The following is a 22750-nucleotide window of genomic DNA, read 5'->3' as shown; positions in this document are numbered from 1 at the left end:
ACATGCGACCATTCTCCTTATTAGAAAGGCCTGTCGTTTTATGATTCACTAGACTTCAAACGGAAAACACCTCACAAAATAAAAAATGGAAACTGCCCTTAGTCAATTTTCATGACTTTAGAACAGCTTCTTTTATTTAATATGCTTTAAAGCTTCGCGTTTACTTAATGGCTTCAACTCATGTTCTTCAACAAATTTCCTAACAAAGACAGGATTGGTTTTTGCATATTCTCTTAATACCCAACCAATGGCTTTTTGAATAAAGAATTCTTTTGAATGTACATGTTGTAAAATAATTTCAGTTAATATTTTTTCATTTGTATCATTTTTATACTTTAATTGATGAAGTATGGCTGCGCGATTTAACCACATATTATCAGAATCTGACCACTGAAGCATGATTTTCTCTCCATTCAGACGGTCTCTTTTGACAATTGTACCAACAATGGTTGGTGCTATTGAATCTACACTATCCCACCACGATTTTTCTGTGATCAATTTTTCGAGAAACGCCAAATCTTCAATCGATAAAGTTTTAAGTTTTTTGCTAAGTAAAGCGATGGCTACATATTGATACTCTCGCTCTTGTAATGCGTAAATCCTCCATACTTCTTTGAGTAGTTCAGGTTTTTCAGGTGATTCATGTGTTGCGAAATATGTTTTTAATGCTTCAGTCCGCTCTGGACTTTTAATTCCTAAAAAGGGAAAATGATGTTTCATATAGGCTTTCATTGGTTCCGCAAGTTGTTCATTGCGAAGGTTTTCAAATACTTGGACATATGTATGACGATTCCATGGTTCTTTCACAATAAAACTCCCTTTTTATCTTTCACATTAAAAAATGTGGATAGTTAACTATCCACATTTTTTTTATAAAAACCCTATTATATCGAATGCTAGGTTAAAGATGAATAAAGTATGAACGACCACAAACACCAGTGCCTGTTTATTTAGCTTTTTCATCATGATTTGATCCATCCCAAGCGCTCCTCTTCTTAAATTATACGCCTCAAATTCGGAATCGGCAAAATATTTTCACAACTTTTCACATAAAATACATGGCAAGGCTTCCTTCAATATTTTATGTCGAAACTCATGAAAAATGAACGGTTGGGAACCATCATATTAAGATAATTTTAATCTTTAGTTGGTTATCTTGATTATTTGCAAAACCGCTCTTTTGAAAAAACATTTCAAACAAATGGTTTGAATCTTACCATTTGAGGTTATCTATTAGGTAAGCAAGAAAAAAACATAATTGAACAGGAGATGTCAAACATGGGATTCATATTATATCTTATTATTGGTGGAGTTATTGGATGGTTAGCAGGACTTATTTTAGGTAAAGACGTACCAGGCGGAATTATTGGTAACATTATTGCAGGTATTATTGGTGCTTGGATCGGCGGAATGTTATTCAGTTTCGGACCAGCAGTTGCCGGCATTCAAATTATTCCAGCTTTAATTGGTGCAATTATTTTAATCTTCATCGTTAGCATGATTTTAAAAGCACTTCGTAAATAAGAATTTAAAAAGAGTCGTTCGAACTTCGAACGACTCTTTTTTATTGTCTTTTTATTCGCTTGAAGATAAAGCTTGTCCGTCTTGCTCCTGCTCTTCTTCATATTTATTGTAATAATACAGAACATCTTCAACATATTCATCACTATGATTATACATATGGATTGCCTTTTCTAAATCACCAGTGGCCGCGCCACTACTTGCTAAATATTTTGCAGCACTATGCATGGCATCGTCTAATTGAAAAGGATCGGCTATACCATCTTCATTGGCATCTACACCGTATCCACCGTATTTAGCAATAATTTCTGGATTTGTTTTATCTTCTTCTGAAATTGCGCCTTTTCCATTACCTGTACAACTTGGATGTTGCCAGCCAACGAATGTACATGGCATGAATTGCATATGACCTTCTGCTCCTACTGGAGAAAGAAGCGGATCCATTGTCGAAAATTTAGTTTCAATACGATGATGTGCAGCTAGTAATGTCCATGGTATTTTATATTTTTCGGCTGCTTCTTGATAAATCGGGATATATTCTTTTGGAATGTCCATTTCCATCACCTTGTTTGGTGCATGTTGTATGGATTCTTTTAATGTGTGGATGATTGGAATTCTTTGTAAGTCTCCCCAGTACACACTTGCCAATACGAACATTGTCATCGTGATTGGAACCATAAGAATGATGATCAAGCCTTTTGTGGCTATAGATAATGGTTTCTTTTTATTACGAATTTTCATGTGGTCGCATCCTATTTTTTCTTTATTTTATCACAAATTGGCTGGTTCATCACATGATTCTAATATAGTAGTGTGTTGTATTCCTTCGAAATAACTTTCATCTTTCAAAGATACCCATCATTTTCATCACTTCAAATATGTTAACAAGCTATAAAAACCTACTTCCCACATAGTATAATCTTGCAAAATTCGACAGCGTTAAACAAAATTTCATATACAAAATGTGGCTCATTTTGTAAACTTACTAATTAAGGTGGTGACGAAAAATGTTACAAGACTTTAAAAAATTTATCTTAAAAGGAAATGTTATGGATTTGGCAGTTGCTGTTGTTATCGGAGCAGCCTTTGCAGCTATCGTCACATCTCTTGTTAAAGACATTATCACACCTTTAATAGGTATTATTTTAGGTGGAGTAGACTTCACTGGCTTAGTATTAACAGTTGGTGACGCTCAAGTTATGTACGGAAACTTCATTCAATCAATTTTCAACTTTATCATTGTAGCTTTAGCAATCTTTATGTTCGTTCGTATATTAATGAAATTTCAACGTAAGAAAGAAGAAGTAGTTGAAGAAGGTCCAGCGATTGATGCGAAAGAAGCGTTACTATCTGAGATTCGTGATTTATTGAAAAACCAAAAGACTTTGTAGAGAAGACAGAAAAAAACCATACTTTTCTTCGAGACCATTGAAAAAGTAAATTTACTTCTTAGCGAGAGCTTGAACGACAGGTCGTTCAGGCTCTCTTTTTTATGGACTAGTCTGCTTTTAGAATTTTCGTGTTTACATCAAATTTATGAATTATGAAATTGACTTGCTTTCATATATTTTTTCTGAAATTAATATGATGGAGTATGTAATTAATAATACAAGTGAGACATTTGTTGAGAAATTATAACTTGATTGGAATAACTCTTGAGACCAGCGATCTTCTCCAATTAGAACGTAAGCTAACTTATTTGATATACCGAGTCCATCATTAGCTTCAGCTATTAAACTTTGCGTATAATTTTGAGCCAAAGCCACATTTGCCAGGATCGAGAATAACAATAATGGTAATAATGCGGTTGAAAATTTTAATTTCTTTTGAATTGCCAAATATAAACCTATGAAGAAATATAAGAAAATAACAAAATCCACTATCTCAACTCCTTTTTGTTTTTTATTGTACTACATATTTCAAATTCTTCCTTTTTAGGTAATGTTCAATTTTGTTCGTAGGACTGCCTATTTCATGGAATTTCAACAAACGTTTACCGATTACACAGAAAAAACCTCAATTCAACTACCTGAATTGAGGTTTTTTCTATTTTCTAGATTTTTTTCTAGTGTATTTAATCATGTTTTTTATTTCCCTTGTTCAATTAGCGCCTTCATATCCGTAGCAATTTCTTCTTTTGGTACATCTTGATAGCCGTTATAACTCTTAACAACAATCCCATCTTGATCAACTAAGAAATAGCTTGTGCCATGTAAGACTTGATCTGAGGTGGGATCCATTTTCACGAGAGATTTAAATGAGTCTCGTGCAAACTGTTCCATATACTCAGGGTCATATCCAGAAAGTAATTCCCATTTGGATTCGTCAGATGGGTTAAACTTCGCTAAATATTCTGCCATGATTTCTGGGGTATCGACTTCAGGGTCTACGCTGAATGCGACTATTTTATAATCTTCTACTTCTGCTTTTATTAATTCATCTTGTACTTGGGTCATATTCATGGTCATTGGCGGACATACCGTATCACAATTAGTGAAGATAAAAGTAGCCAACCACACCGTACCATTTAAACTTTCTAATGAAACTTCCTCACCTCTTTGAGATTCATGTGAAAAAGATTCAACTTCCCAGTCGGTGTCTGCTTTAAACTTTGAAGAATTACATCCTGATAAGATGATTGCGCTCAACACAATAAGTGTGAACATTTTTTTATATTTCGTCATGGACTCCCCCACTTTCGCTCTTTTACATCTTAGCGAATGAAATTTACGAATTCAAGGTACGACCATCCCTTGTTTCTAACGAATTTGTGTCTAAGTATTTGTATTAGTCCCTAATGTAAAGAAAGGCCACCATCTTATTTGGCGGCCTTTCTTCATTTTTACATTAAATCAGATACATTGCGTTCGATCAATCTCGCACTAAAAGCACTAGCCAGTCCAAACCCATTTACTTCAAATACGCTGCTAGCAATAAGAGCTTGCATGCCTGTTTCTACCTCTAGCGCAGTTAAATTCGCACGAGGTTCATCTACAGAAATCGTTAATTTCTTACCACCAGCCGTTTCAAATTGCATTTCTAATACTTGTGCCATGTGTTAGTCCTCCTCCCTATTAGTTTTGTATGTTGCCAGTTGCAATTTTCTCTGCTGCCAAAATCGGATAAGATGAAAACCCAGATAAAATACTAGTCACACCCATTAATTGCTCTGCTGTTGCAGATTCATGAATGTTTCGATAAGAGCTTGATTTTTTTAGTACTTTTCCATCTTGTGTCATCCCAACGTCAAACGTTAAACGGACTATTGCTTCTGTAAAATCAACGATTGCCATGTTGTATCACCCCCTTTCCCTCTTTAGATAGAGAGAAATTGAAGAAAAGAATACATCGTGCGTGTTATTTTTCGCAGAACCTTTTATAATAGAAGAATAGTTGTAATAAGAGGTGAGAGTATTGGATGGATGGTTTTTATGGTTTATTGTATTTTGGGTTTTTGTATTAGCTGGACTCTTTGCTATTGGTGGCTTTTTTATGTTCCGCAAGTTTTTAAAAGTGTTACCGAAAGACGATGGGAAATCCATGCTCGATTGGGAAGAGTATTATGTAAATAAATCCCTTCATTTATGGGGAGATCAAGCAAAAGCAATGCTAAATGAACTTGTTACGCCAGTTCCTGACTTGTTTCGACCAGTTGCCAAGCAAAAAATTGCCGGTAAAGTCGCACAAATCGCTTTAGAAGAAGATGCAACATCCATTGAAAATGATCATCTTATTCGCGGGTATATTCAAGCAACTCCGAAGAGAGATCACAAATTCTTGCGTAAGAAGTTAGAGTCAATGGAAATTGACATGACGCCATACGAACACTTATTTAGATAGAAAAGCATTTTCTGTTTAGCTTTTCTGTTTAAACTAAAGAACAAAGAAAAAGCCGACCTTATGAAGTATAGGTCGGCTTTTGTGTGGAATTTCCCTCTATTGTTTTTTCGAGCTTTTTATATTGAAGCAACATAGCGATGCGCCACGGTACAATCATACCAAAGGCAAGTAACCAAAACATGCCGCTTAACTCACCGACATCAATGGTCGAGCTTAATATGATTTTACCAATTAATCGGACAACCAATAATCCAATTAAAATGAAAACAAAGGCTTTTGATTGTTTTAAATAAATGTCCCCGTTTTTCACTTCAAATCTAGATGTCCAAATTAGGACGGTAGAAAAAAGAAGACCCACTCCAATTGATTCTACAATTTGCATCGGAGCTACTCGGAAATATTCAAAAACAAACATGAATGCACCCGTCGACATGAAAAGTGGTGGTAAAATAATTTTCTTAGCATTTACTGGCTTTTTTGACGACTTTGCTCTTACCGTCATAACAAGAGTTCCCATAACGACTGCCATTATGGTTGATCCAATGACGATCCACTGCGAAGGAATTTGTTCAAACATGCTATTCCTCCCATTTCATTAATTCATGTAGTTTTTCTATTACTTCTTGTACAGGAACAAACCGAGCATACCGGGCGTATTCCTTACCTTGTTTTATTAAAATGACCACAGGTGCTGTAAATAAACTGAGTTGCCCTGCTAGTTCAGGTACTTCTGCTGCATTTGCAACATAAAAAGGAATGGTTGTATCATTTTCGAGTACTGCGATTTGTGGAAATAGCCCTTCACATACCGAGCAGTTAGTCGTTTTCACAAATAGTAAGAGATGTTTCTCGTGTTCAACGATTTCTTTCCATTGCTCATATTTTGTTATGGATTTCATCTTCAACACCATCTCTTTCTTACCAATAGTTTACTTGTTAAAACCCTTGGAAGTCACCAAAAATCGGGCTTAATATTCGGATAATGAACGTCATGCCGTCAAAGAACAATAAAATACCGACTGCTATCATGATGATACCACCAATTTTGACGATTTTCGCATTGTGTTTTCGAATCCAGTTCATACGTGTAATAAAGAATGATAAGACGAAGAACGGAATTGCGAATCCTAATATATAAGCTACCATATACCATACACCAGAGCCTGGATTTGTTGCTCCAAGGAATAAAACAGATGCTAAAATAGGACCTGTGCAAGGAGTCCATCCAGCTGCAAATGCCATACCAATGACTATAGTTCCTAAATAACCCGATGGTCTATTTTTAAATTGTAATTTTCGATCTTTCATTAAAAATTCTGGTTTAAAAACGCCTATAACAATTAAACCAAATAACACAATAAAAATAGCACCAATTTGTCTAATGACATCTTGATATTGAATATACGCCGTATTAACAAAGTTTGTTCCAAAACCTAACGCTATAAAGATAAATGAAAAACCGAGTAAGAAAAATAGCGTATGTAGCATTCCACGTTTTTGCAAAACACCGCGATCTGTCTTCAATTCATCTAACGTCATACCTGTAATATAAGAAAGAAATGCTGGATATAATGGCAAAGTACACGGCGAGATAAAGCTTAGAAAACCTGCTCCAAATGCCAATAATAAATTGATATCTGTGGTCATTAAGTTCGCTCCTTTACAATTCTTCTAACATCGTAACAAATAATCAGTCAAATAACTTCATTATTGCCTGTGACATTTTTTTGTCTGAACAAAAGAGGACACAATTGTGTCCTCTTTTATGTTTATACGGTTTCTTCAACAATACCGTTTTGCAGTAAATACATTTTGTGATAGAGCCCTTTGCTAGCAAGTAATTGTTGATGATTACCACGTTCGACGACTTCACCTTGATGAAGAACGAGAATTAGTTCAGCATCTTGAATCGTACTTAAACGGTGTGCAATGGCAATCGTCGTTCGTCCTTGACGCATTTTTTCCAAACTAGATTGAATGGCCACTTCTGTTTCAGTATCAATGTTTGCCGTCGCTTCATCAAGCACTAAAATTTTCGGGTCGGTTGCCATCGTACGGGCGAATGCAACGAGTTGGCGTTGACCACTTGAAAATGTCGAGCCCCGTTCTGTGACTTTTTGTTTGTAACCGTCTGGCAACTGATTAATGAAGGAATCGGCTTGAACGAATTCAGCAGCAGCTCGAACTTCTTCGTCAGTCATCGCTTGATTGTGCAAGCGAATATTGCTTTCAATGTCCCCGAAAAATAAGAACGGATCTTGCAGAACGAGTCCCATTTTTTCGCGTAACTCTTGCGCCTTATAGTTTTTTACCGAATGTCCATCTATTAATATATCACCTTGTTCAAATTCATAAAATCGCATCAACAAATTGATAATTGAACTCTTTCCACTCCCCGTATGGCCGACCAATGCCACTGTTTCTCCAGGGTTCGCAGTAAAGGAAATGTTTTTCAAAACATCCGTTTGACCGTCATAGGAGAATGTCACATTATTAAATTCAATTTTTCCAGCTTCAATGCGAGCGTTTGTATTGCCTTGAGCCGGTACAAGTTCCTCTTCATCTAGCAATTTAAAGACACGTGATGCAGCAACAATGGCTTGTTGGAAAATCGATAAACGTTGCATCACTTGATTAATTGGTTCAAAGAATCGGTCAATATACGTGACAAAGGCATAGATGACCCCAACTTCTATCGTATTATTGAACGAAGTGATTCCGAAATAGCTGAGCAACATGATCAATGCAAGTGCATACACCAAATCAATCGCTGGTCTAAGCAACAAGCTATCCATTTTGATATTGCGTTTGCCAGCTTCCCAGTGCTGTTCGTTTATGTCGTTGAACTCATCTTTTAAACGTGGCTCTTGTCGAAATGCTTGAATCATGGACATTCCTTGCAATGATTCCGCCAGTTTGGCATTCAATTGACTTAACCGTTCACGTAAATCCTGATAAAAAACGGAACTATAGCGTCGATATGTGCTAATAATTAAAAACAGGATCGGCAATAGCACTAGTGTAACGAGTGCCAATTTTGCATTTAATATAAACATCGCAATGTACACACCAACAACTAAAAAGGCACTTTGTACAAAGCCTACTAAGACACTGACGAACATATCTTTTATTGCTTCCGTATCATTGGTTACTCGAGATACGATACTCCCTGCAGGCGTTTTGTCAAAATAACGCATGCCGAGGTTCTGTACTTTTGTAAAAACATCAATGCGCATTTGCTGAATGATTTTTAGTGCGATCTCTTGGAATTTCAGCAATTGGAAATAACTAATAAACACATTGGATATTTGAATAAAAATATAAGCGCTCGCAAGTCCAATAAGTGGTCCTTGAGGGAAATTTCGAACGGTTAAATAATCATCGATAAACGTTTTGATTAAAATCGGGCCAAATACGTCTCCAATAACGGTAAGTCCAAGTAGGAATAAGGCGAAAATAATTACTTTTTTGTGGGGTTTCAAATAAGAAACGAGTCTTCTTAAAATAATATTTTGATCTTTACCGGTTAGCTTCGGCTGTTGGTCCATTATGCCTCACCTCCCATTTCGACAAGTGCTTCAAGTTGTTGTAATTGATACATTTCATAGTAACGTCCTTGTCTTTTCATGAGTTCTTCATGTGAACCTTTTTCAACAATGGTACCTTCATGCAGTACGATGATTTGATGTGCATGTTGAATCGCACTAAGTCGATGAGCTGTAATAATGGTCGTCTCATCTACACGAGATGCTTTCAAAGACTCAAGTATCGCTTCTTCTGTTCGAGCATCTACAGCAGATAAGGAATCATCTAAAATCAATAATTCAGGTTTCATCATCAACGCACGAGCAATTGATATACGTTGCTTTTGTCCCCCTGATAAAGACACTCCTCGTTCACCAACTATGGTGTCATAGCCACTGGTGAAATTTAATATGTCTTCATGAATGTGTGCAAGCCGAGATGCTTCATAAACATCTTCAAGTGGAGCACTGGTATTTGCAAATGCGATATTGCCAGCAATGGTCGTTGAAAACAAGAAGTGATCTTGCGGTACATACCCGATCGCAGAACGTAGACGTTCTTTTTTGTATGAATTGATCGAATGATCACCATATGTAATCCATCCATCATACCCTTCAAATTCGCGTAGTAATAACTTTAGAATGGCCGTTTTACCAGAGCCAGTCTTCCCTACGATACCTAAAGTTTCCCCGCGCTTTAATGTGAAGTGAACATTTTTTAGTGCTGCACGCTCATCATCTGGGAACTTAAACTCATCGATATGAACCTCTAAGTCACCTTGTGCTTTGATATCCAGTGCATGTGTCGCATCGTCAATATCTGCTGGTTCAGCAAGAAGCGCACGAATCCGGTCATAAGAAGCACGACCTCGCTCAACAATATTAAACAACCAGCCAAAAGCGAGCATCGGCCAGACGAGTAGACCTAAATACGCAGTGAAGGCGATTAAATCTCCAATTGTCATATCGCCTGCAACAATGAATCGTGCACCAAATAGTATGGATAGGAAAAATGAAACACCGACAATTGCAGAAATCGTAGGGTCAAATAACGAATCTATTTTCGCTACATGAATATTTTTTTCTACAACATCATCTGATAACTGGACAAAGTCTTGAATGTCTTCTTTTTCTTGGCCAAATGTTTTGATGACTTTTATTCCTGAAATACTTTCTTGTGTTTTATCGTTTAAGTTCGAGAACGCTTCTTGGGCAAAGTGAAAACGATTATGTAGCTGCTTGCCGTAGTAATTCGTTAAATACGCCATAATGGGCATTGGAATAAGGGCAATTAGTGTTAATTTCCAGTCGATTGTTATCGCCATTGCGGCTATAACAAAACTTCCTGTTGCTAGTGAATCCACGAGCGTTAAGACACCCACTCCTGCTGTTTGTTGAACCGCTGATAAATCATTGGTCGCATGTGCCATTAAATCGCCGACACGTCGCTTTTGATAAAATCGTGGTGACATGCGAGTAAAATGCCGGAATAAACGAGCTCGCAATTGGCGTGCGAGCAAAATTGCTGAACCAAAAATCAGCATGCGCCAATAATAACGAATGATATACATGGCAATTGCCGCACCAGCAAGCAATAGCAACACTTTAAAAAGCGCTTCGCCTGTTAAGGTACCTAGTCGAATTTCATCGACGACGTAACCAATTATTTTAGGTGGCAGCAGTTGCAAAAACGCAACAACCATCAGCATTACGATACCGAAGATATACTGTTTCTTTCTCTCTTTAAAAAACCACCATAAATCTAAAAATACTTTCACGCAACTATCCCCCGATTTCTTTTTTTCAGCCTTTATTAGTTTAGCAAATGTTCGGAATTTAGAGAAGATACGAAATGAAAATAATTCGGGTTAAGAAATAGTTTTCACATTTATTTCGTTTATAGTGAAAATTGCTCGGTTACATGAATCGGTTACATCCAATTCATGTAACCGAGCTTCCCCCTCATTTATTAAGCTTTATGTCCTCCGATTAATTTCGCACGAGCTCGAGCTGTTCCTGCATCTGTATAGGAAACTGCGCGTAGTAAAGCCGTTGAACCATATTTACTACGAATGTGATCCATGGCGGAACCGAGCTTGCGTTTGCGCCATTTTTCCGCTTCAAACAGACTGAGCTGCATAGAATGCTCAGGTTCCATGTTCGATAAGGTCACCGACAAACGCCGAACCGGTCGATCATCAAAATGTTCGTGGAACAATTTCACGCATATTTTGTAAATTTTCATCGTGTCATTTGTGGCTTCTTCCATTGACAGAGACCGATGAAATCCTCCCCCAAAAGTATCTTTGCTGTAGCCAACGCCGAGGTGAACGGTGCGCCCAACTTTTCCCGCTTCACGCGCACGTCTCGCCACGTCTTCGGTCATTTCAAGTACAACCGCTAGAATATCTTCTGTTTTCCGATAATCTCGGTATAAAATCTGCCCTTTGCCATAACTAATTTGCCCGTCGATAATGGGAGCACCTAGTTCTGATAAGTCAATTCCCCAGGCGTGGTGATACAACTGGTTTCCCATCACGCCAAACTTCGATTCGAGTGTTGTTAACTCGGTCTTTGCTAAATCTCCGATTGAAAAAATCCCCATGGCATTTAAGTTTTTTTCCATTCGAGACCCGATACCCCACATTTCGCTAAGTGGGGATATTGGCCATAACTTGGTTTGCACATCATCATAGGTCCAACGAGCGAAGCCTGTTTTCTTCGCTTCTATATCGAGTGCTAACTTCGCCATCAACATATTCGGTCCCATGCCCATCGCAGACGGTAATTGAAACATTTCTAGCAAATCGTCTTGAATGCGCTGGATGGTTTGTTCAATTGGTCCCCACAGCCGCTCCGTACCAGCTAAATCGATAAAGCTTTCATCCACACTGTAAACATGAATCGCTTCTTTCGGCACATACTCACTAAGCAATCGCGTAATTTCCATAGACATCCGTACAAAAAAGCCCATTTTCGGTTCGATTATTCGAATGTCCGGATGATCAGGGATTTCATATAAACGCGTCCCTGTTTTTACACCAAACTCTTTTTTTAATGGGGGCGAAGCAGCTAAAACGACACTTCCCTTTTGTTGTTGATTGCCAATAATCGCAATCGGGATTTTCATCACGTCAAGCCCTTCATCCGCTGCTGCACAACTGGCGTAAAAGCTACGCATATCGAGACAGACGATTTTTCGATCTGGGTATTTTTCATACATGGTGTTCTCCTCCTTAAAAAACGAACAAACGTTCTTTTCCCTTATCATGATTATACCCCGAACGAATGTTCTTAATCAATGGGTGGAAAATATTTTCAATTACTTGTGTGAGCTCTATTAGGTGTTGAAAACCATAAGAAAAAAGTGTTCGAGAAACTCGAACACTTTGAACCTTTAGATAAGTCGCTCACCTGATATGGATCGAGCGGCGTGAATTCCACTTGTCGCTGCGCCAATTGTCCCTCCACCTGGGAAAATATGATCGCCACATACATACAGATTCTCTAGCCCCGATTGATGAGAGATGGAATTAAATAGAGAAGACTTCAGTGTTTGAGGAAATCCACCGACATAGCCGTTTGGACGACCTGTGTAGCGTTCCCATCCTTTTGGTGCACCCGTTTCGAAATGAACGATTGCTTGCCTAATATGAGGAATCACTTTTTCGATTGCTTCGAGCATGCGTTCACTTAATTCGTCACGTACCGCATCATATTTTTCTTTTGTATCCCAGCGATGCGCCTCCGAATGCGTGGAAATCGTAATGGTTTGAATGCCTTCTGGTGCTCTCAATGAATCTGCAGGAGTTGACACTGACATGAAAAAATGTCCTACTTCCGCAAGTCCTTGTTCACCATCAAGTGATATTTGCCGAAAAGGTGGAAGTGGCGCTTGGAGCTTTCTCCAGTCCACTGCAATATACAACGCCAACGTCGTCCATGTTGGTGTCGTCATTCCTTCACGCAGTGGTTTCTTTAACTGTCGCAACAAGTCTGGTGCTAGAATGTTCGGTAATTGGTGAATCGGCACATTCAATACCACGTGTTGTGCATCATATGTATTGCCTCGGTGATCCGTTGCTCTCCATTGATTATTTTTTCGTTCGAGCTTCTTAACTGTCCGACGTTTTTTGAGAGTACCACCGTTTTCAATAAAGCTTTCTCCCATTTTTTCTGCTAATTGATACAAACCGCCTGGTACATAATAAGCGCCTTCATGGTAAATATCGAGTGCAATCGCTGCGAGTAAATAAGATACATCCTCACTACCCGTTTGCATGCTATCAATTAATAAGCCATCTATCATATGACGAAACTCGGGCAGCTTTGATAGTCCATGGACACGTAGCCTCTTCTCTAAAGTTTGATTAAAATATGGCAGTAATCTTATGTGTTTAGGTTGCAGTGAGCCAATTAAATAGAGCCATTCTTTTGCGGTAGTTGGCGGGAGGACGGGCAAACGGTCCATCAAGGTACGCACAGTCGCAGCAGTTTGATAAATTTCACGATAAAACGCTGTGATATTTTGTGAGGCTTGCGGAAAATGGCTGGTCATCTGTTCAACATGTTGTGCGCGATCTTTATAAAAGGTGAACGTTGCGTGCGGGTGTACCATTTGCATGACTTGATCAAGAGGTTGTAATGTCATTGGCTTTTCTAGATATCGAAATACCCGTTCATGAATGCCACCTGGCTCTAATCCCATACCAAGAGTTGCACCTACAGGAAATACATAATTATGTCGTTTAAACTTCCCCGCACATCCACCAAGTTCAGATGACGATTCAAGAAGTGTCACGTTTTCTCCATGTTTAGCTAATAGCGAAGCGGCGGTCAACCCACCGATTCCAGCACCAACGACGAGTATGTGTTTGTTCATGCGCCATCCCTCCTTTTCTTTATTATGAGAAAAGAAAGCGGCATTTTACAACTTTCAATGGGCACACTGCTGCTTTCGTTTATTAAATTAGCATAGATAACAAAAATGAGGGAATGATAAGGTGATTTCTAAACACTGGAGGTTACATATATGAAAATAATAGGTCTAACTTTTGTTGTGCTTTTTAATTTCTTCTTTCAATCAACACTACCTTCTGAAACGTCAAATCAAATAATACAGACTTCTAAAGATGAGAAAGAAGTCTCCGATGAAGTTCTCTTGAACACTACCCGTAAGTTAACCCAAAAAATAGAGAATAAACTTCAAGAGGAGAAAAATATAGACATATCAGCAATAGGAATCAGTTATCAAATTAAAGAAATCCGAATTCGAGTTAATGGTAACCAACAATATCTAAATAAAATTGAAAAAGACATTAAAGAAATAGCAAATGAATTAGCACAAGAAACCATTTTTAAAGATTATTCAGTTGCAGTTAATCTTCAAATTCCTTCAAGTGCCAATAAGATTAAAACAAATGTAAATTCACTTGAAAAAAGTTTGTTAGAAATTGGGTATAAGGAAGTCAATAAAGCCCTGCAAGAAAGTAATGATTATTTTAAACGTGACATTACTTTGCCCACCCAACTACCTCCAGTTACTTTCACTCACAACTTTGGCAGATTGAATCACTCTTTTGGAAAAGAAAATGATGAATTTGAAATAGCCTATATGAATGACCATGTCGGACAAAATCATTATCAAATACGAGTTAGGCCAGTACAGTACAAATTAGAAATCAGTGATGAAAAAATTGATCACACCATAAAATTAAAGGATGGAAGCGCAGCAATTTACAGCACCAAATTACCCCTTGATGTACTGGTATTCGAAAAAGATAAGTGGCAATATACATTATTGGTGGATAAGAGAATCTCAAATACGGTTACAAAAGAAGTATTAGTCGATATTGCAAATTCTATAAATGAAAAATAAGTGAACCTGATGATATTAGGTTCACTTATTTTTAGTTTTCACAATTCAATACTGAACAGCCTACTACCTATAGAAATTATATAAAGTAGTTAGGTTCCGGTTGATTCCATTCATACCTTTCCAGTTGGCATATTCACTTGGTGTGATGAATTCTGCAATAAAGTCATTTAAGGATACTTCGTTATCAAGTGCTTCCTTTACCTTCTTAATCAAAAATGACAAATAATTCACCATGGTACCACTTAATTCCAGAGTACCAATATCTCCATGGCCTGGTATGACAGTTTCTATTTCAATTGTTTTCACTTCATTTAAAATGCTTAAAAATTCATCTGGATTATAGATAGGTAAATGAAGATTTTCTGTGATGATGTCACCCATGAAGGCAATCTTTTCTGCAGGCAGATACAAAAAAGTATCACTAGGCGAATGGCCTCCTCCAAGACAATGTAATTCTACGTTTCGCATTGAGCCTTGGATAACTAAAAGCTTCTCAAAAACAAGTGAAGGAAAAACCATTTTCAGATGAGGTAACTCGTCTAACACTTTGGACATTTCCGCATATTGATTTGATAAACTGAACTTCAATACAGGATCAATTGTTGATTCTAACTGATTTTTTAAATTATCAAGATATTGATTCATTTCTTCTATTTCTTTTGCCACATCAATAAAACTATTATGGTCTTCAAACCATTTTTTTGTTAAAGACGTAGATATAATCGTTACGTCTTCAAAAACTTGATTTCCAAATACATGATCGCCGTGATAATGGCTATTTATGAGGTATTTCACTTTCTTCCCTGTCATCACTTCGGCTTGTTGCCTTAACATCTGAGCAGCTGAAGGTGTACTAAATGAATCAAACACTAGCAACTCACCCCCCAAGTCCACAATCCCGGCATTACTCCATGCGCCTTGTCCAGGTTTTGCAATGGCTGCATACACTCCTTCAGAAAGGCAATTCAATGTGAAATATTCTGTTTCCACAAACGATTTAGTCATGAGATATCTCCTTTATACTTCTGAAGATCAATAATTAACTTAATTATTCCTTACTATTGAGATTGAATTAGATAGATAAAGCCATGATGGAGTTTAGATCTTTGAAGCCAAACTTTTTATAAATTTCTGTTACTCTATCGCGGCGAGTATATTTTCTTGAATCATAACCACTTCAGTTTTCAAGTCAATTGGCCGAAAATCTTGGTCAATGCATTCTTTCCAATATGCCAAGTGCTGTTTATCGATATCGTGATCTGAATCTTGAACCTCAATCCCACCTTTTCCCTGAACAGAATACCAATAAAGATACTCATTACCTTCAATCTCTTCACGGAAAATCGTCTCTATGTACATCTTTTCATCATTAAGTGTCGATAAAACACTAGACATATTATCATTTAAAAGCTTCATCCATTGATCAACTGCTTCTGTTTTACCTTCTTTAACCTTAAATCTTGTGAGTTCTACTGTAGGAGGCATTTTCATTCCCTCATTTTCTATGTTATTAGCAAGCAGCCATACTTGTTAGTAAACGCACTGGGTGTAATGATATTAATTTAAATAGATAAAGTCATAATGGAGTTTAGATCTTTGAATCCTACCTTCTTATATATTTCTTTAGCATAATTAGTAGCAAATACATTTAAACGAACAACTTCTTCAAAGCCAGATGTTTTTAACGTGCTTATTCCTTCTTGTATAAACTCCTTTGATATTCCTCTACCTCTATATTCCGGTAAGACATAAACATCATAAATGAAACCAAATTTCTTATCCGAAAAATAATCCGTATTTTCACCGAGCAAAATCCAACCAGCAATTGAACTGTCTGTATTTCGATAGACTAAAATAATAACCACCTTTGTTTACTATAGAATCAAACATACTGTATGCCTTTTCGGCACTTATTGGTTGCTGAGCACCTTCACTTGCAGATTCAGCAGCCCTAGTCGCTATGAATTCTTTATCCTTTTCTGTTGCTCTCTCAATCATGTATATTCCACATTTCCCCATAATATAAAATGTAATTCGACAAGCAGTTTAATTTTCCCTTCACCCGTTCTATTTTACTCTTTACATAATTTCAGATAAAAAAAGAGCTGCAACTGAGCAGCTCAATGATACTCCGGTATCGCTTTGATTTATGAAAAGAAAAGCGAAAAGCCCCTTATAGATCGACACTTGCGCTGGAATGAACATATCTTATCGTTTACTATTTTTTTAGTTCTCTTCATAGTAGGCAGGCAATATGCCCTTTTCACCTGTAGCAGATAAAGTTCCGCGTTCTACTTTAAAGGAAGATGACCAAAAACCAGTTCGCGTGCCGTGTCTCCAGTCTTCCTTAAACGTAACAATATAAATTTCATCTTCTATTTCAATTACATCGGTCTCTCTTTCGACCTGAAATCCATCTATTGTACCCTGCCATTTGCCAATTTCCTTAGGAAAAGCATTTTCAATTGTTCCTTCTACGTCTGTAGCAAATTCAACGGCATCTTCTTTTGTAAACGGAGGCATAGGAGGAGAAATTAATTGAAAATAACCCCAACATAAGAACAGTGAAATAATAGGTAAAACAATAAGCATTTTTACACTTGTGCTATTTAATTCTTTTTTAAATAACCATCTATCTATACATGCGTATAATAAAGCGGCTAACACTCCAAAAAAGGCTAGGGTCCTTTCTTGAAAAATCACACCATTAACTAACCCGAAAATACTGTGCAATAAAATATAAAGCCAATCGTGCTTTTGAAACCATTTTCTTTGCACAAATTCTATGCCTACAGAAACCAAATTACCGTAGATTAAGATAATTACACCTATATACAGAAAGTAAATAAAAAACCAACCAATAAAATTGCTTCCTTGGTTATATACAATATCTAAATCATTTCCAATCAGGCTTCCAGAAGCTAACACGATCGAGAAGATAATTGTAGCAATAATCGTTGTGATTAATTTTCTCATGATGAGACTTACTGTTTCGTTTCGCATATTCCCTCACAAATGATTAGTATTTTATTACAGCTTTAGATATAGCGGGAAAGCTTCCGCTTGTGGCTCAGTTTTTGAATCTATTTTATCAGCTATACTACATACTTATCCTTGATGATTTCCACATGATGAAGCTCATGTCCAGCAATAATGTATGCCAAACCCCTTACTGAAATTTCGCTGTTGTTTGCGATTCCTTTTCTAGACCAAACATCTTCAGGCAAACTACGCACAAGTGAAACTGTGGATTGTCTTACGGCAGAGAAGTCTTTAAGTAAATCTGGGAAGGAGCGGGAATGAAATGTTGCTTCTTTTACATACTGCTCGTCATCATAGCCAGCTAGTGGACTTTGATCTCCTCTTGCTATGCGAAGCAACCTGTAACTCATGATTCGTTCCGTATCTGTGATATGACCAATTACTTCTTTGAGGGTCCATTTATCTATTGCATAACGATAATTTCCCTGCGTTTCTGAAATGTTTGAAAGGAATGCAGTTGTGTCCTTTAGTTGTTTGATAAGAGTATCTTCTAAAGAGCCTTCAGAAACTAAATCAATATACTTTCCAAAATAAGCGGGGAATTCTTCATTTGATGGTTTTGTCCACATTGTGTGTCCTCCTAGTTTCTATGACTAATTACACCATTTTAATGTATGAGTATTAAAAATCGTATTATTTAGCTCTTTAATAACTCCTGAATTACTTTTCTATCCGCAAGTTTAATATTTTCCTTTAAGTAAATCGGTAATTCATCATCATTTAAAATTTGTTGCGTAGACATCCAATGAACCTCATCTACTTCATCAGGACTCTTCGCAAATGCTTCACCAGATTGGTAATCGCAGAGAAAAACAATGTCAACAACATGACCTCCTAATTCCGTAACAAATGAAGAACTATTAACATATCTAAGGTTTGAAACCTCTATACCTACTTCTTCATAGATTTCTCTAATCAAAGTTCTTTCTAAAATATCTGATGAAGATCCTTCGTAATCTACCTTTCCACCAACAAGGGAAAGTGTACCCCCTGCGTGTTCTTCCTTTTCACTACGTCTTATTAAAAGCCACTTTTCGTCTTTATAAATAGCACCTTCTACATTGACAATAAACAAAAATCCCACTCCTAAATGAATGTTGGCATACGTTATTTATTGATATACAACATAACCTCATCTATGTATTTTTCTATAGGTTTTCCAGAATCGACTCTAAGACATTGGAGGTCTGATGGTTTTTTACTTTTATTCACCCATTCCATAAATGACTTCTCAGAGGGAACCTGTTGAATTTGACTAATCATAGGTGTTCGATTTTTTATTCTACGTTCAATTTCATAAATTTCATTAAGATAACATTCAACATATTTGTATGTGGCCAGATATTTCTCTGTCATCCTTATGCCCTTTTCCACCATTTCGGTATAAAAGCATGGGCTATCTAATATTGTGCTTTGACCTTGAGACAATTGAAAATCGATTAATGACCAATCGATATCGTAGGCTATTTTACCAGCAGCATTCGAGTCGATATTATCAGTATCTAATGATTCTAATAATGCAGATTTGACGATATCGTGGTCAATAATGACTGCTCCTGTTATTTTTGAAATTCGCCGAGCCAGAGTCGATTTTCCAGAACCTGGAAATCCAGACATTTGAAGAAAAAACAAAGTGAACACATCCTTTTTGATGCTTATGTAATGTAGTTGAAGAAATATTCACGCTAAACTAGCTATATATATCTTTATTGATGTTTAGATCAGAACGTAAATACCATAAATCGAATTATTCTAAATATCTGCTTCACGATCCAATACTTTAAAAGCTATAGAAGACTTATTTCTTCTTAATTCACACAAAAACCGATTAACCCCAGGATACTTCTCGCCCAAGTTGATTATTTTGAATCCACAGTTTTTATAAAAATTTACTGCATCTCTATCTGTTTCAGCAGAAATCAAGCTTACTGAGTATTTATCACAAATGAATGTAATCATTTTCCTCCCTAAACCATTTCCTCTTTCCGCAGGAGATACTGCAATATGTTTTATCTTACAATGATTAGAACTAATAAACTCGAAGCCAATACAACCAATTGATTCTCCATTTGACTCCATGGTATATAAATTCAAATTAATTGATTGCAAGTAATTTTGATATTCTAAATCAATAACTCCTTCAGAGGTTGCATACGAAAGGAGTTCCCTTATTGACGAGTGGATAGGTTTAGAATTAACTTTCTTCATATAAACACCAACTTTGCACGGTTTACAACAGGACTTTAAAAGCCATCCCACATTCCCTTTTAGATTTTCACTTTTGACAATTCATCTTCAATTGCGTTCATTATGTCAAATGCACCCTCCGACTTGTTTGAACATACAATCACTTTGAATGAAGAATCAGGATAATAAGCCGAATGAAAGCTAACTCCAGGATCATAGCCCATAATATGATACTTCGATATCAAATTTCCATTTTTCTTTATCCATAATCCATAACCATAAAAGCTATCTTCTTTGACTTGGGTGTGAGAAGTAAGTAACTGATTGGTAAGTGCTTCGTTTATCAGTTGATTATTCATCAGAGCTTCCCAAAGCTTCACCATATCTGTTACTGTCACAAATGCTCCACCATCCGACCCTCCTTTTACTGGTAATGAATAAATATTCGTTTTCCATGTCCCATCAGCATTATCAATGTAACCTATAGCAACCCTTTCTGGGAGAGAATCAAAAGCAAAGTACCCAGAATCCAACATGCCTGCTCTTTTAAAAATCCGTTTCTCGACGTAGTCAGTAAAGACAAGTCCACTTGCTTGTTCGACGACCAAACCCAGCAATATATATCCTGCATTATTGTAGTGAAAACGCTCGCCCGCTGCAGATTTCATGTTCTCATTTTGAAATAAAGGTAAAAAGTCTTTCAAACACCTAATATGATACATTGGATTTTTAATCCACAATTCCTCGAAATCATCCATTACTTCTTCATCAAAATAATCAGGTATTCCAGAAGTATGAGTTAACAACTGATGAATCGTAATCGTTTCGGCAAAATGCGGAAAGTTCACATCTAGACAGTCTCTTAAAGTAGAGTCAAAGGAAATTTTCCCTTCCTCTACAAGCTGACAAATTGCGATTGAAGTAAAGAGCTTACAGCCTGAAGCTATACCATAACGAGTTTCTGTTTGATTTTTAATTTGTTCAGAACGATTTGCGTATCCGTAACTTACATCTACTAAAACCTGGTCTCCATTTTTAACAAATGCTGTCCCCGAGAACTGATTATTACTTTGCAAGTTATGTATTTTATTAATAATGTTTCGTTTCATTTGTGTTCCCCCATTTAGAATCTTCTCTAGCACCACAACAGTATGAAATGATAAACCCGTTTTATTGTGTTTGAGTGGGTGTCCCTTGATGGAAAAACATTTTCCATTTGCCATCACTGAATTTCCATATGGAACTACGCAATGTATGCTGCATTTTTATTTCGTTATATATTCGGTAAGTGGTTAACACTGTATTTGTTGATAGTTGATGAATTTCAAACTCACTTAATGTCATCTTTACAACGCCAATACCATCAACCTCAATTCCATTTTTATACCATACTGTTCCGGAACTTCCAAACTCGAAAAAATCGCTTGCAAGTAAATTTGTAAGTTCTTCACGTGAAGTACGTATTTCAGGTAACAATAATTTTTCTTCTAGCTGTAATAGATGTTCTTTTAAATGTACTTGATCAGACATTATTCAGTCCTCTTTTCGTTAATTTGATGTATGGGTTCACATCGTCTATTTTATATAATTCTACAAGTAAACATATTTCCCTTTTTCTTCAAAAGACAATATATAATTAAAGAAATGAATATTAGAAAATAAGTACATATCCTGACAACTGTTATAAAATATGAATATCAACATGAGACCTGGATTAGTGTGTTTTGATTTAATTTTAACCGATATAATAAATCTAATTTATTAGCAAATGAGGTCTTTATAATGTTGGAATGGATAGCGATAATAACCATGTTAATTGATCATATCGGATATGAATTTTTCCCAGGTGATCTAACTTGGAGAACCATAGGAAGAATTGCATTTCCTGTTTACACGTTCCTGTTAGTGAGGGGGTTAACATTAACGAGAAATAGGTCTACTTACTTTAAAAGATTAGTCGGTATTGCGGTATTAGCACAAATTCCTTTTACGCTCCTATTCGAAATCTATACATTAAACGTAATCTTCACCTTATTATACGGAGCAAGTGCAGTTGTACTGTATGAAAAAGTTAGTCGGATTTGGGGAATTTTCATCCTCGTGATATTAGGTCTCATCATGCTACCTATTTCAGATTTCACAGACTACGGTATGTATGGATACTTACTGTTTTTACTTTATTATTTTCTAAAAGAAAGACCTGTAGCTCTAGTGATAGGTCATTTAAGTTTAGATGTTCTATATAGTTTTACTTATTTTGAATCTTGGCATTCGATACAGTCATTCAGTATCATTGCGACGGTTATTATTATTTTTAACAATTACTTACCTGAAGTGAAAATTCCTAGACTTTTCTACCGAGCTTTCTATCCAGCTCATTTATTGATTTTGTATCTCTTATCATTATTGATTTATGGATAGTGAAATAATTTGAAAGCTTTATGTAGTTCATAGCAAAAGATAGTAACGGTTCCCGTTTCGTTCGCAAAATTTCACATTTGAAAATGAATGCATCGTATTATGCGGTGCGTTTTGTATGTACGGATTGTAATATAAAGTGAAACACCAATAGAAAAACTCATGACAGATTCGTGTAGGATGTAAGTTACCACACAAACTAGCAAGGTTTTGTTCAGAAAACCAGGAATTAATGAACACCCTATATTTACAGTGTTTTCTGAGGGTTAACTATTTCGTTAATGTTCAAGAACTCGTTCAACAATCAATGTTCAATAACGTATACGAAACTAAGTATAGG

The 22750-nt window shown here is 36.5% G+C and carries 28 protein-coding genes; 5 read left to right on the top strand and 23 right to left on the bottom strand.

What is annotated here, in order from left to right; translation table 11 throughout:
* Positions 1 to 132 precede the first annotated feature (132 nt).
* The gene (locus ACFPYN_RS11360) at positions 133 to 807 is read right to left on the bottom strand and encodes a DNA alkylation repair protein (protein ID WP_377734255.1); all 675 of its coding nucleotides are present in this window, start codon (positions 805 to 807) and stop codon (positions 133 to 135) included.
* Positions 808 to 1278: 471 nt separating this feature from the next.
* Here ACFPYN_RS11360 and ACFPYN_RS11355 point away from each other — a divergent pair, with 471 nt between their 5' ends.
* Positions 1279 to 1524 carry a GlsB/YeaQ/YmgE family stress response membrane protein gene (locus tag ACFPYN_RS11355; RefSeq protein WP_377734254.1) on the top strand — a complete coding sequence of 82 codons (246 nt, stop codon included), beginning with the start codon at positions 1279 to 1281 and terminating at the stop codon, positions 1522 to 1524.
* A 51-nt stretch (positions 1525 to 1575) separates the two neighbouring features.
* Here ACFPYN_RS11355 and ACFPYN_RS11350 read toward each other — a convergent pair whose 3' ends face one another.
* Positions 1576 to 2262, bottom strand: a complete 687-nt coding sequence (locus ACFPYN_RS11350) for a lytic transglycosylase domain-containing protein (RefSeq protein WP_377734252.1) — start codon at positions 2260 to 2262, stop codon at positions 1576 to 1578.
* A gap of 266 nt (positions 2263 to 2528) precedes the next feature.
* Between ACFPYN_RS11350 and mscL the strand changes: the two genes are divergently transcribed.
* Positions 2529 to 2912, top strand: coding sequence for a large conductance mechanosensitive channel protein MscL (gene mscL / locus ACFPYN_RS11345; RefSeq protein ID WP_377734251.1), 384 nt, complete (start codon positions 2529 to 2531; stop codon positions 2910 to 2912).
* 150 nt (positions 2913 to 3062) lie between these two features.
* Here the strand turns inward: mscL and ACFPYN_RS11340 are convergent, their stop codons facing one another.
* From ACFPYN_RS11340 to ACFPYN_RS11325, 4 genes are all read right to left on the bottom strand, one after another.
* Positions 3063 to 3401, bottom strand: coding sequence for a hypothetical protein (locus tag ACFPYN_RS11340; protein ID WP_377734250.1), 339 nt, complete (start codon positions 3399 to 3401; stop codon positions 3063 to 3065).
* Between the two features lie 207 nt (positions 3402 to 3608).
* Positions 3609 to 4205, bottom strand: coding sequence for an SCO family protein (locus ACFPYN_RS11335; protein WP_377734248.1), 597 nt, complete (start codon positions 4203 to 4205; stop codon positions 3609 to 3611).
* 158 nt (positions 4206 to 4363) lie between these two features.
* Complete coding sequence (locus ACFPYN_RS11330) at positions 4364 to 4576, bottom strand: DUF2922 domain-containing protein (protein WP_377734246.1); 213 nt, start codon at positions 4574 to 4576, stop codon at positions 4364 to 4366.
* 19 nt (positions 4577 to 4595) lie between these two features.
* On the bottom strand, positions 4596 to 4814 hold the full coding sequence (locus tag ACFPYN_RS11325) for a DUF1659 domain-containing protein (protein ID WP_377734244.1): 219 nt from the start codon (positions 4812 to 4814) through the stop codon (positions 4596 to 4598).
* A gap of 112 nt (positions 4815 to 4926) precedes the next feature.
* On the opposite strand from ACFPYN_RS11325, the gene ACFPYN_RS11320 reads away from it, so the two are divergent.
* On the top strand, positions 4927 to 5361 hold the full coding sequence (locus ACFPYN_RS11320; protein ID WP_377734242.1) for a DUF2621 domain-containing protein: 435 nt from the start codon (positions 4927 to 4929) through the stop codon (positions 5359 to 5361).
* A gap of 58 nt (positions 5362 to 5419) precedes the next feature.
* On the opposite strand, the gene ACFPYN_RS11315 is transcribed toward ACFPYN_RS11320, so the two are convergent.
* From ACFPYN_RS11315 to ACFPYN_RS11285, 7 genes are all read right to left on the bottom strand, one after another.
* Positions 5420 to 5938, bottom strand: a complete 519-nt coding sequence (locus ACFPYN_RS11315; protein ID WP_377734241.1) for a CcdC family protein — start codon at positions 5936 to 5938, stop codon at positions 5420 to 5422.
* Between the two features lies 1 nt (position 5939).
* The gene (locus tag ACFPYN_RS11310; RefSeq protein WP_377734239.1) at positions 5940 to 6260 is read right to left on the bottom strand and encodes a thioredoxin family protein; all 321 of its coding nucleotides are present in this window, start codon (positions 6258 to 6260) and stop codon (positions 5940 to 5942) included.
* 37 nt (positions 6261 to 6297) lie between these two features.
* Positions 6298 to 7008, bottom strand: coding sequence for a cytochrome c biogenesis CcdA family protein (locus tag ACFPYN_RS11305; RefSeq protein ID WP_377734238.1), 711 nt, complete (start codon positions 7006 to 7008; stop codon positions 6298 to 6300).
* Between the two features lie 122 nt (positions 7009 to 7130).
* Positions 7131 to 8909, bottom strand: a complete 1779-nt coding sequence (locus tag ACFPYN_RS11300; protein ID WP_377734236.1) for an ABC transporter ATP-binding protein — start codon at positions 8907 to 8909, stop codon at positions 7131 to 7133.
* Positions 8909 to 10663: an ABC transporter transmembrane domain-containing protein gene (locus ACFPYN_RS11295; RefSeq protein ID WP_377734235.1), complete on the bottom strand. Its 1755-nt coding sequence runs from the start codon at positions 10661 to 10663 to the stop codon at positions 8909 to 8911. Before ACFPYN_RS11295 ends, ACFPYN_RS11300 begins: the two co-directional genes overlap by 1 nt.
* A gap of 191 nt (positions 10664 to 10854) precedes the next feature.
* Positions 10855 to 12108 carry a Y-family DNA polymerase gene (locus ACFPYN_RS11290; RefSeq protein WP_377734234.1) on the bottom strand — a complete coding sequence of 418 codons (1254 nt, stop codon included), beginning with the start codon at positions 12106 to 12108 and terminating at the stop codon, positions 10855 to 10857.
* Positions 12109 to 12282: 174 nt separating this feature from the next.
* Entirely contained in the window at positions 12283 to 13767 is a 1485-nt protein-coding gene (locus tag ACFPYN_RS11285; RefSeq protein ID WP_377734233.1) for a phytoene desaturase family protein, read from the bottom strand.
* Between the two features lie 150 nt (positions 13768 to 13917).
* Here ACFPYN_RS11285 and ACFPYN_RS11280 point away from each other — a divergent pair, with 150 nt between their 5' ends.
* Positions 13918 to 14763: a hypothetical protein gene (locus ACFPYN_RS11280; protein WP_377734232.1), complete on the top strand. Its 846-nt coding sequence runs from the start codon at positions 13918 to 13920 to the stop codon at positions 14761 to 14763.
* A 63-nt stretch (positions 14764 to 14826) separates the two neighbouring features.
* Here the strand turns inward: ACFPYN_RS11280 and ACFPYN_RS11275 are convergent, their stop codons facing one another.
* The 10 genes from ACFPYN_RS11275 to ACFPYN_RS11230 form a co-directional block, all read right to left on the bottom strand.
* Positions 14827 to 15768 (bottom strand): MBL fold metallo-hydrolase, encoded by a 942-nt coding sequence (locus ACFPYN_RS11275; protein ID WP_377734231.1) that lies wholly within the window; start codon positions 15766 to 15768, stop codon positions 14827 to 14829.
* Positions 15769 to 15897: 129 nt separating this feature from the next.
* On the bottom strand, positions 15898 to 16248 hold the full coding sequence (locus ACFPYN_RS11270) for a DUF6176 family protein (RefSeq protein ID WP_377734229.1): 351 nt from the start codon (positions 16246 to 16248) through the stop codon (positions 15898 to 15900).
* Positions 16249 to 16325: 77 nt separating this feature from the next.
* Positions 16326 to 16628, bottom strand: coding sequence for a GNAT family N-acetyltransferase (locus ACFPYN_RS11265; RefSeq protein ID WP_377734228.1), 303 nt, complete (start codon positions 16626 to 16628; stop codon positions 16326 to 16328).
* 361 nt (positions 16629 to 16989) lie between these two features.
* Positions 16990 to 17739, bottom strand: a complete 750-nt coding sequence (locus ACFPYN_RS11260) for a hypothetical protein (RefSeq protein WP_377734227.1) — start codon at positions 17737 to 17739, stop codon at positions 16990 to 16992.
* Positions 17740 to 17858: 119 nt separating this feature from the next.
* Entirely contained in the window at positions 17859 to 18374 is a 516-nt protein-coding gene (locus tag ACFPYN_RS11255) for a DinB family protein (protein WP_377734226.1), read from the bottom strand.
* A 68-nt stretch (positions 18375 to 18442) separates the two neighbouring features.
* Positions 18443 to 18880: an NUDIX hydrolase gene (locus ACFPYN_RS11250; RefSeq protein ID WP_377734224.1), complete on the bottom strand. Its 438-nt coding sequence runs from the start codon at positions 18878 to 18880 to the stop codon at positions 18443 to 18445.
* A gap of 32 nt (positions 18881 to 18912) precedes the next feature.
* Positions 18913 to 19437 (bottom strand): AAA family ATPase, encoded by a 525-nt coding sequence (locus ACFPYN_RS11245; RefSeq protein ID WP_377734223.1) that lies wholly within the window; start codon positions 19435 to 19437, stop codon positions 18913 to 18915.
* A 120-nt stretch (positions 19438 to 19557) separates the two neighbouring features.
* Positions 19558 to 20013, bottom strand: coding sequence for a GNAT family N-acetyltransferase (locus ACFPYN_RS11240; protein WP_377734221.1), 456 nt, complete (start codon positions 20011 to 20013; stop codon positions 19558 to 19560).
* Between the two features lie 59 nt (positions 20014 to 20072).
* The gene (locus ACFPYN_RS11235) at positions 20073 to 21101 is read right to left on the bottom strand and encodes a serine hydrolase domain-containing protein (protein ID WP_377734219.1); all 1029 of its coding nucleotides are present in this window, start codon (positions 21099 to 21101) and stop codon (positions 20073 to 20075) included.
* A 61-nt stretch (positions 21102 to 21162) separates the two neighbouring features.
* On the bottom strand, positions 21163 to 21522 hold the full coding sequence (locus ACFPYN_RS11230) for a nuclear transport factor 2 family protein (RefSeq protein ID WP_377734218.1): 360 nt from the start codon (positions 21520 to 21522) through the stop codon (positions 21163 to 21165).
* A 252-nt stretch (positions 21523 to 21774) separates the two neighbouring features.
* On the opposite strand from ACFPYN_RS11230, the gene ACFPYN_RS11225 reads away from it, so the two are divergent.
* Positions 21775 to 22413 carry a TraX family protein gene (locus ACFPYN_RS11225; RefSeq protein WP_377734217.1) on the top strand — a complete coding sequence of 213 codons (639 nt, stop codon included), beginning with the start codon at positions 21775 to 21777 and terminating at the stop codon, positions 22411 to 22413.
* Positions 22414 to 22750 lie beyond the last annotated feature (337 nt).

Origin of the sequence: Paenisporosarcina macmurdoensis (assembly GCF_042658845.1) — a bacterium.
GTDB classification, from domain to species: Bacteria; Bacillota; Bacilli; order Bacillales_A; family Planococcaceae; genus Paenisporosarcina; species Paenisporosarcina macmurdoensis.
Note: the sequence above shows the minus strand (reverse complement) of the source record. Positions and strands in the feature narration are given on the sequence as shown.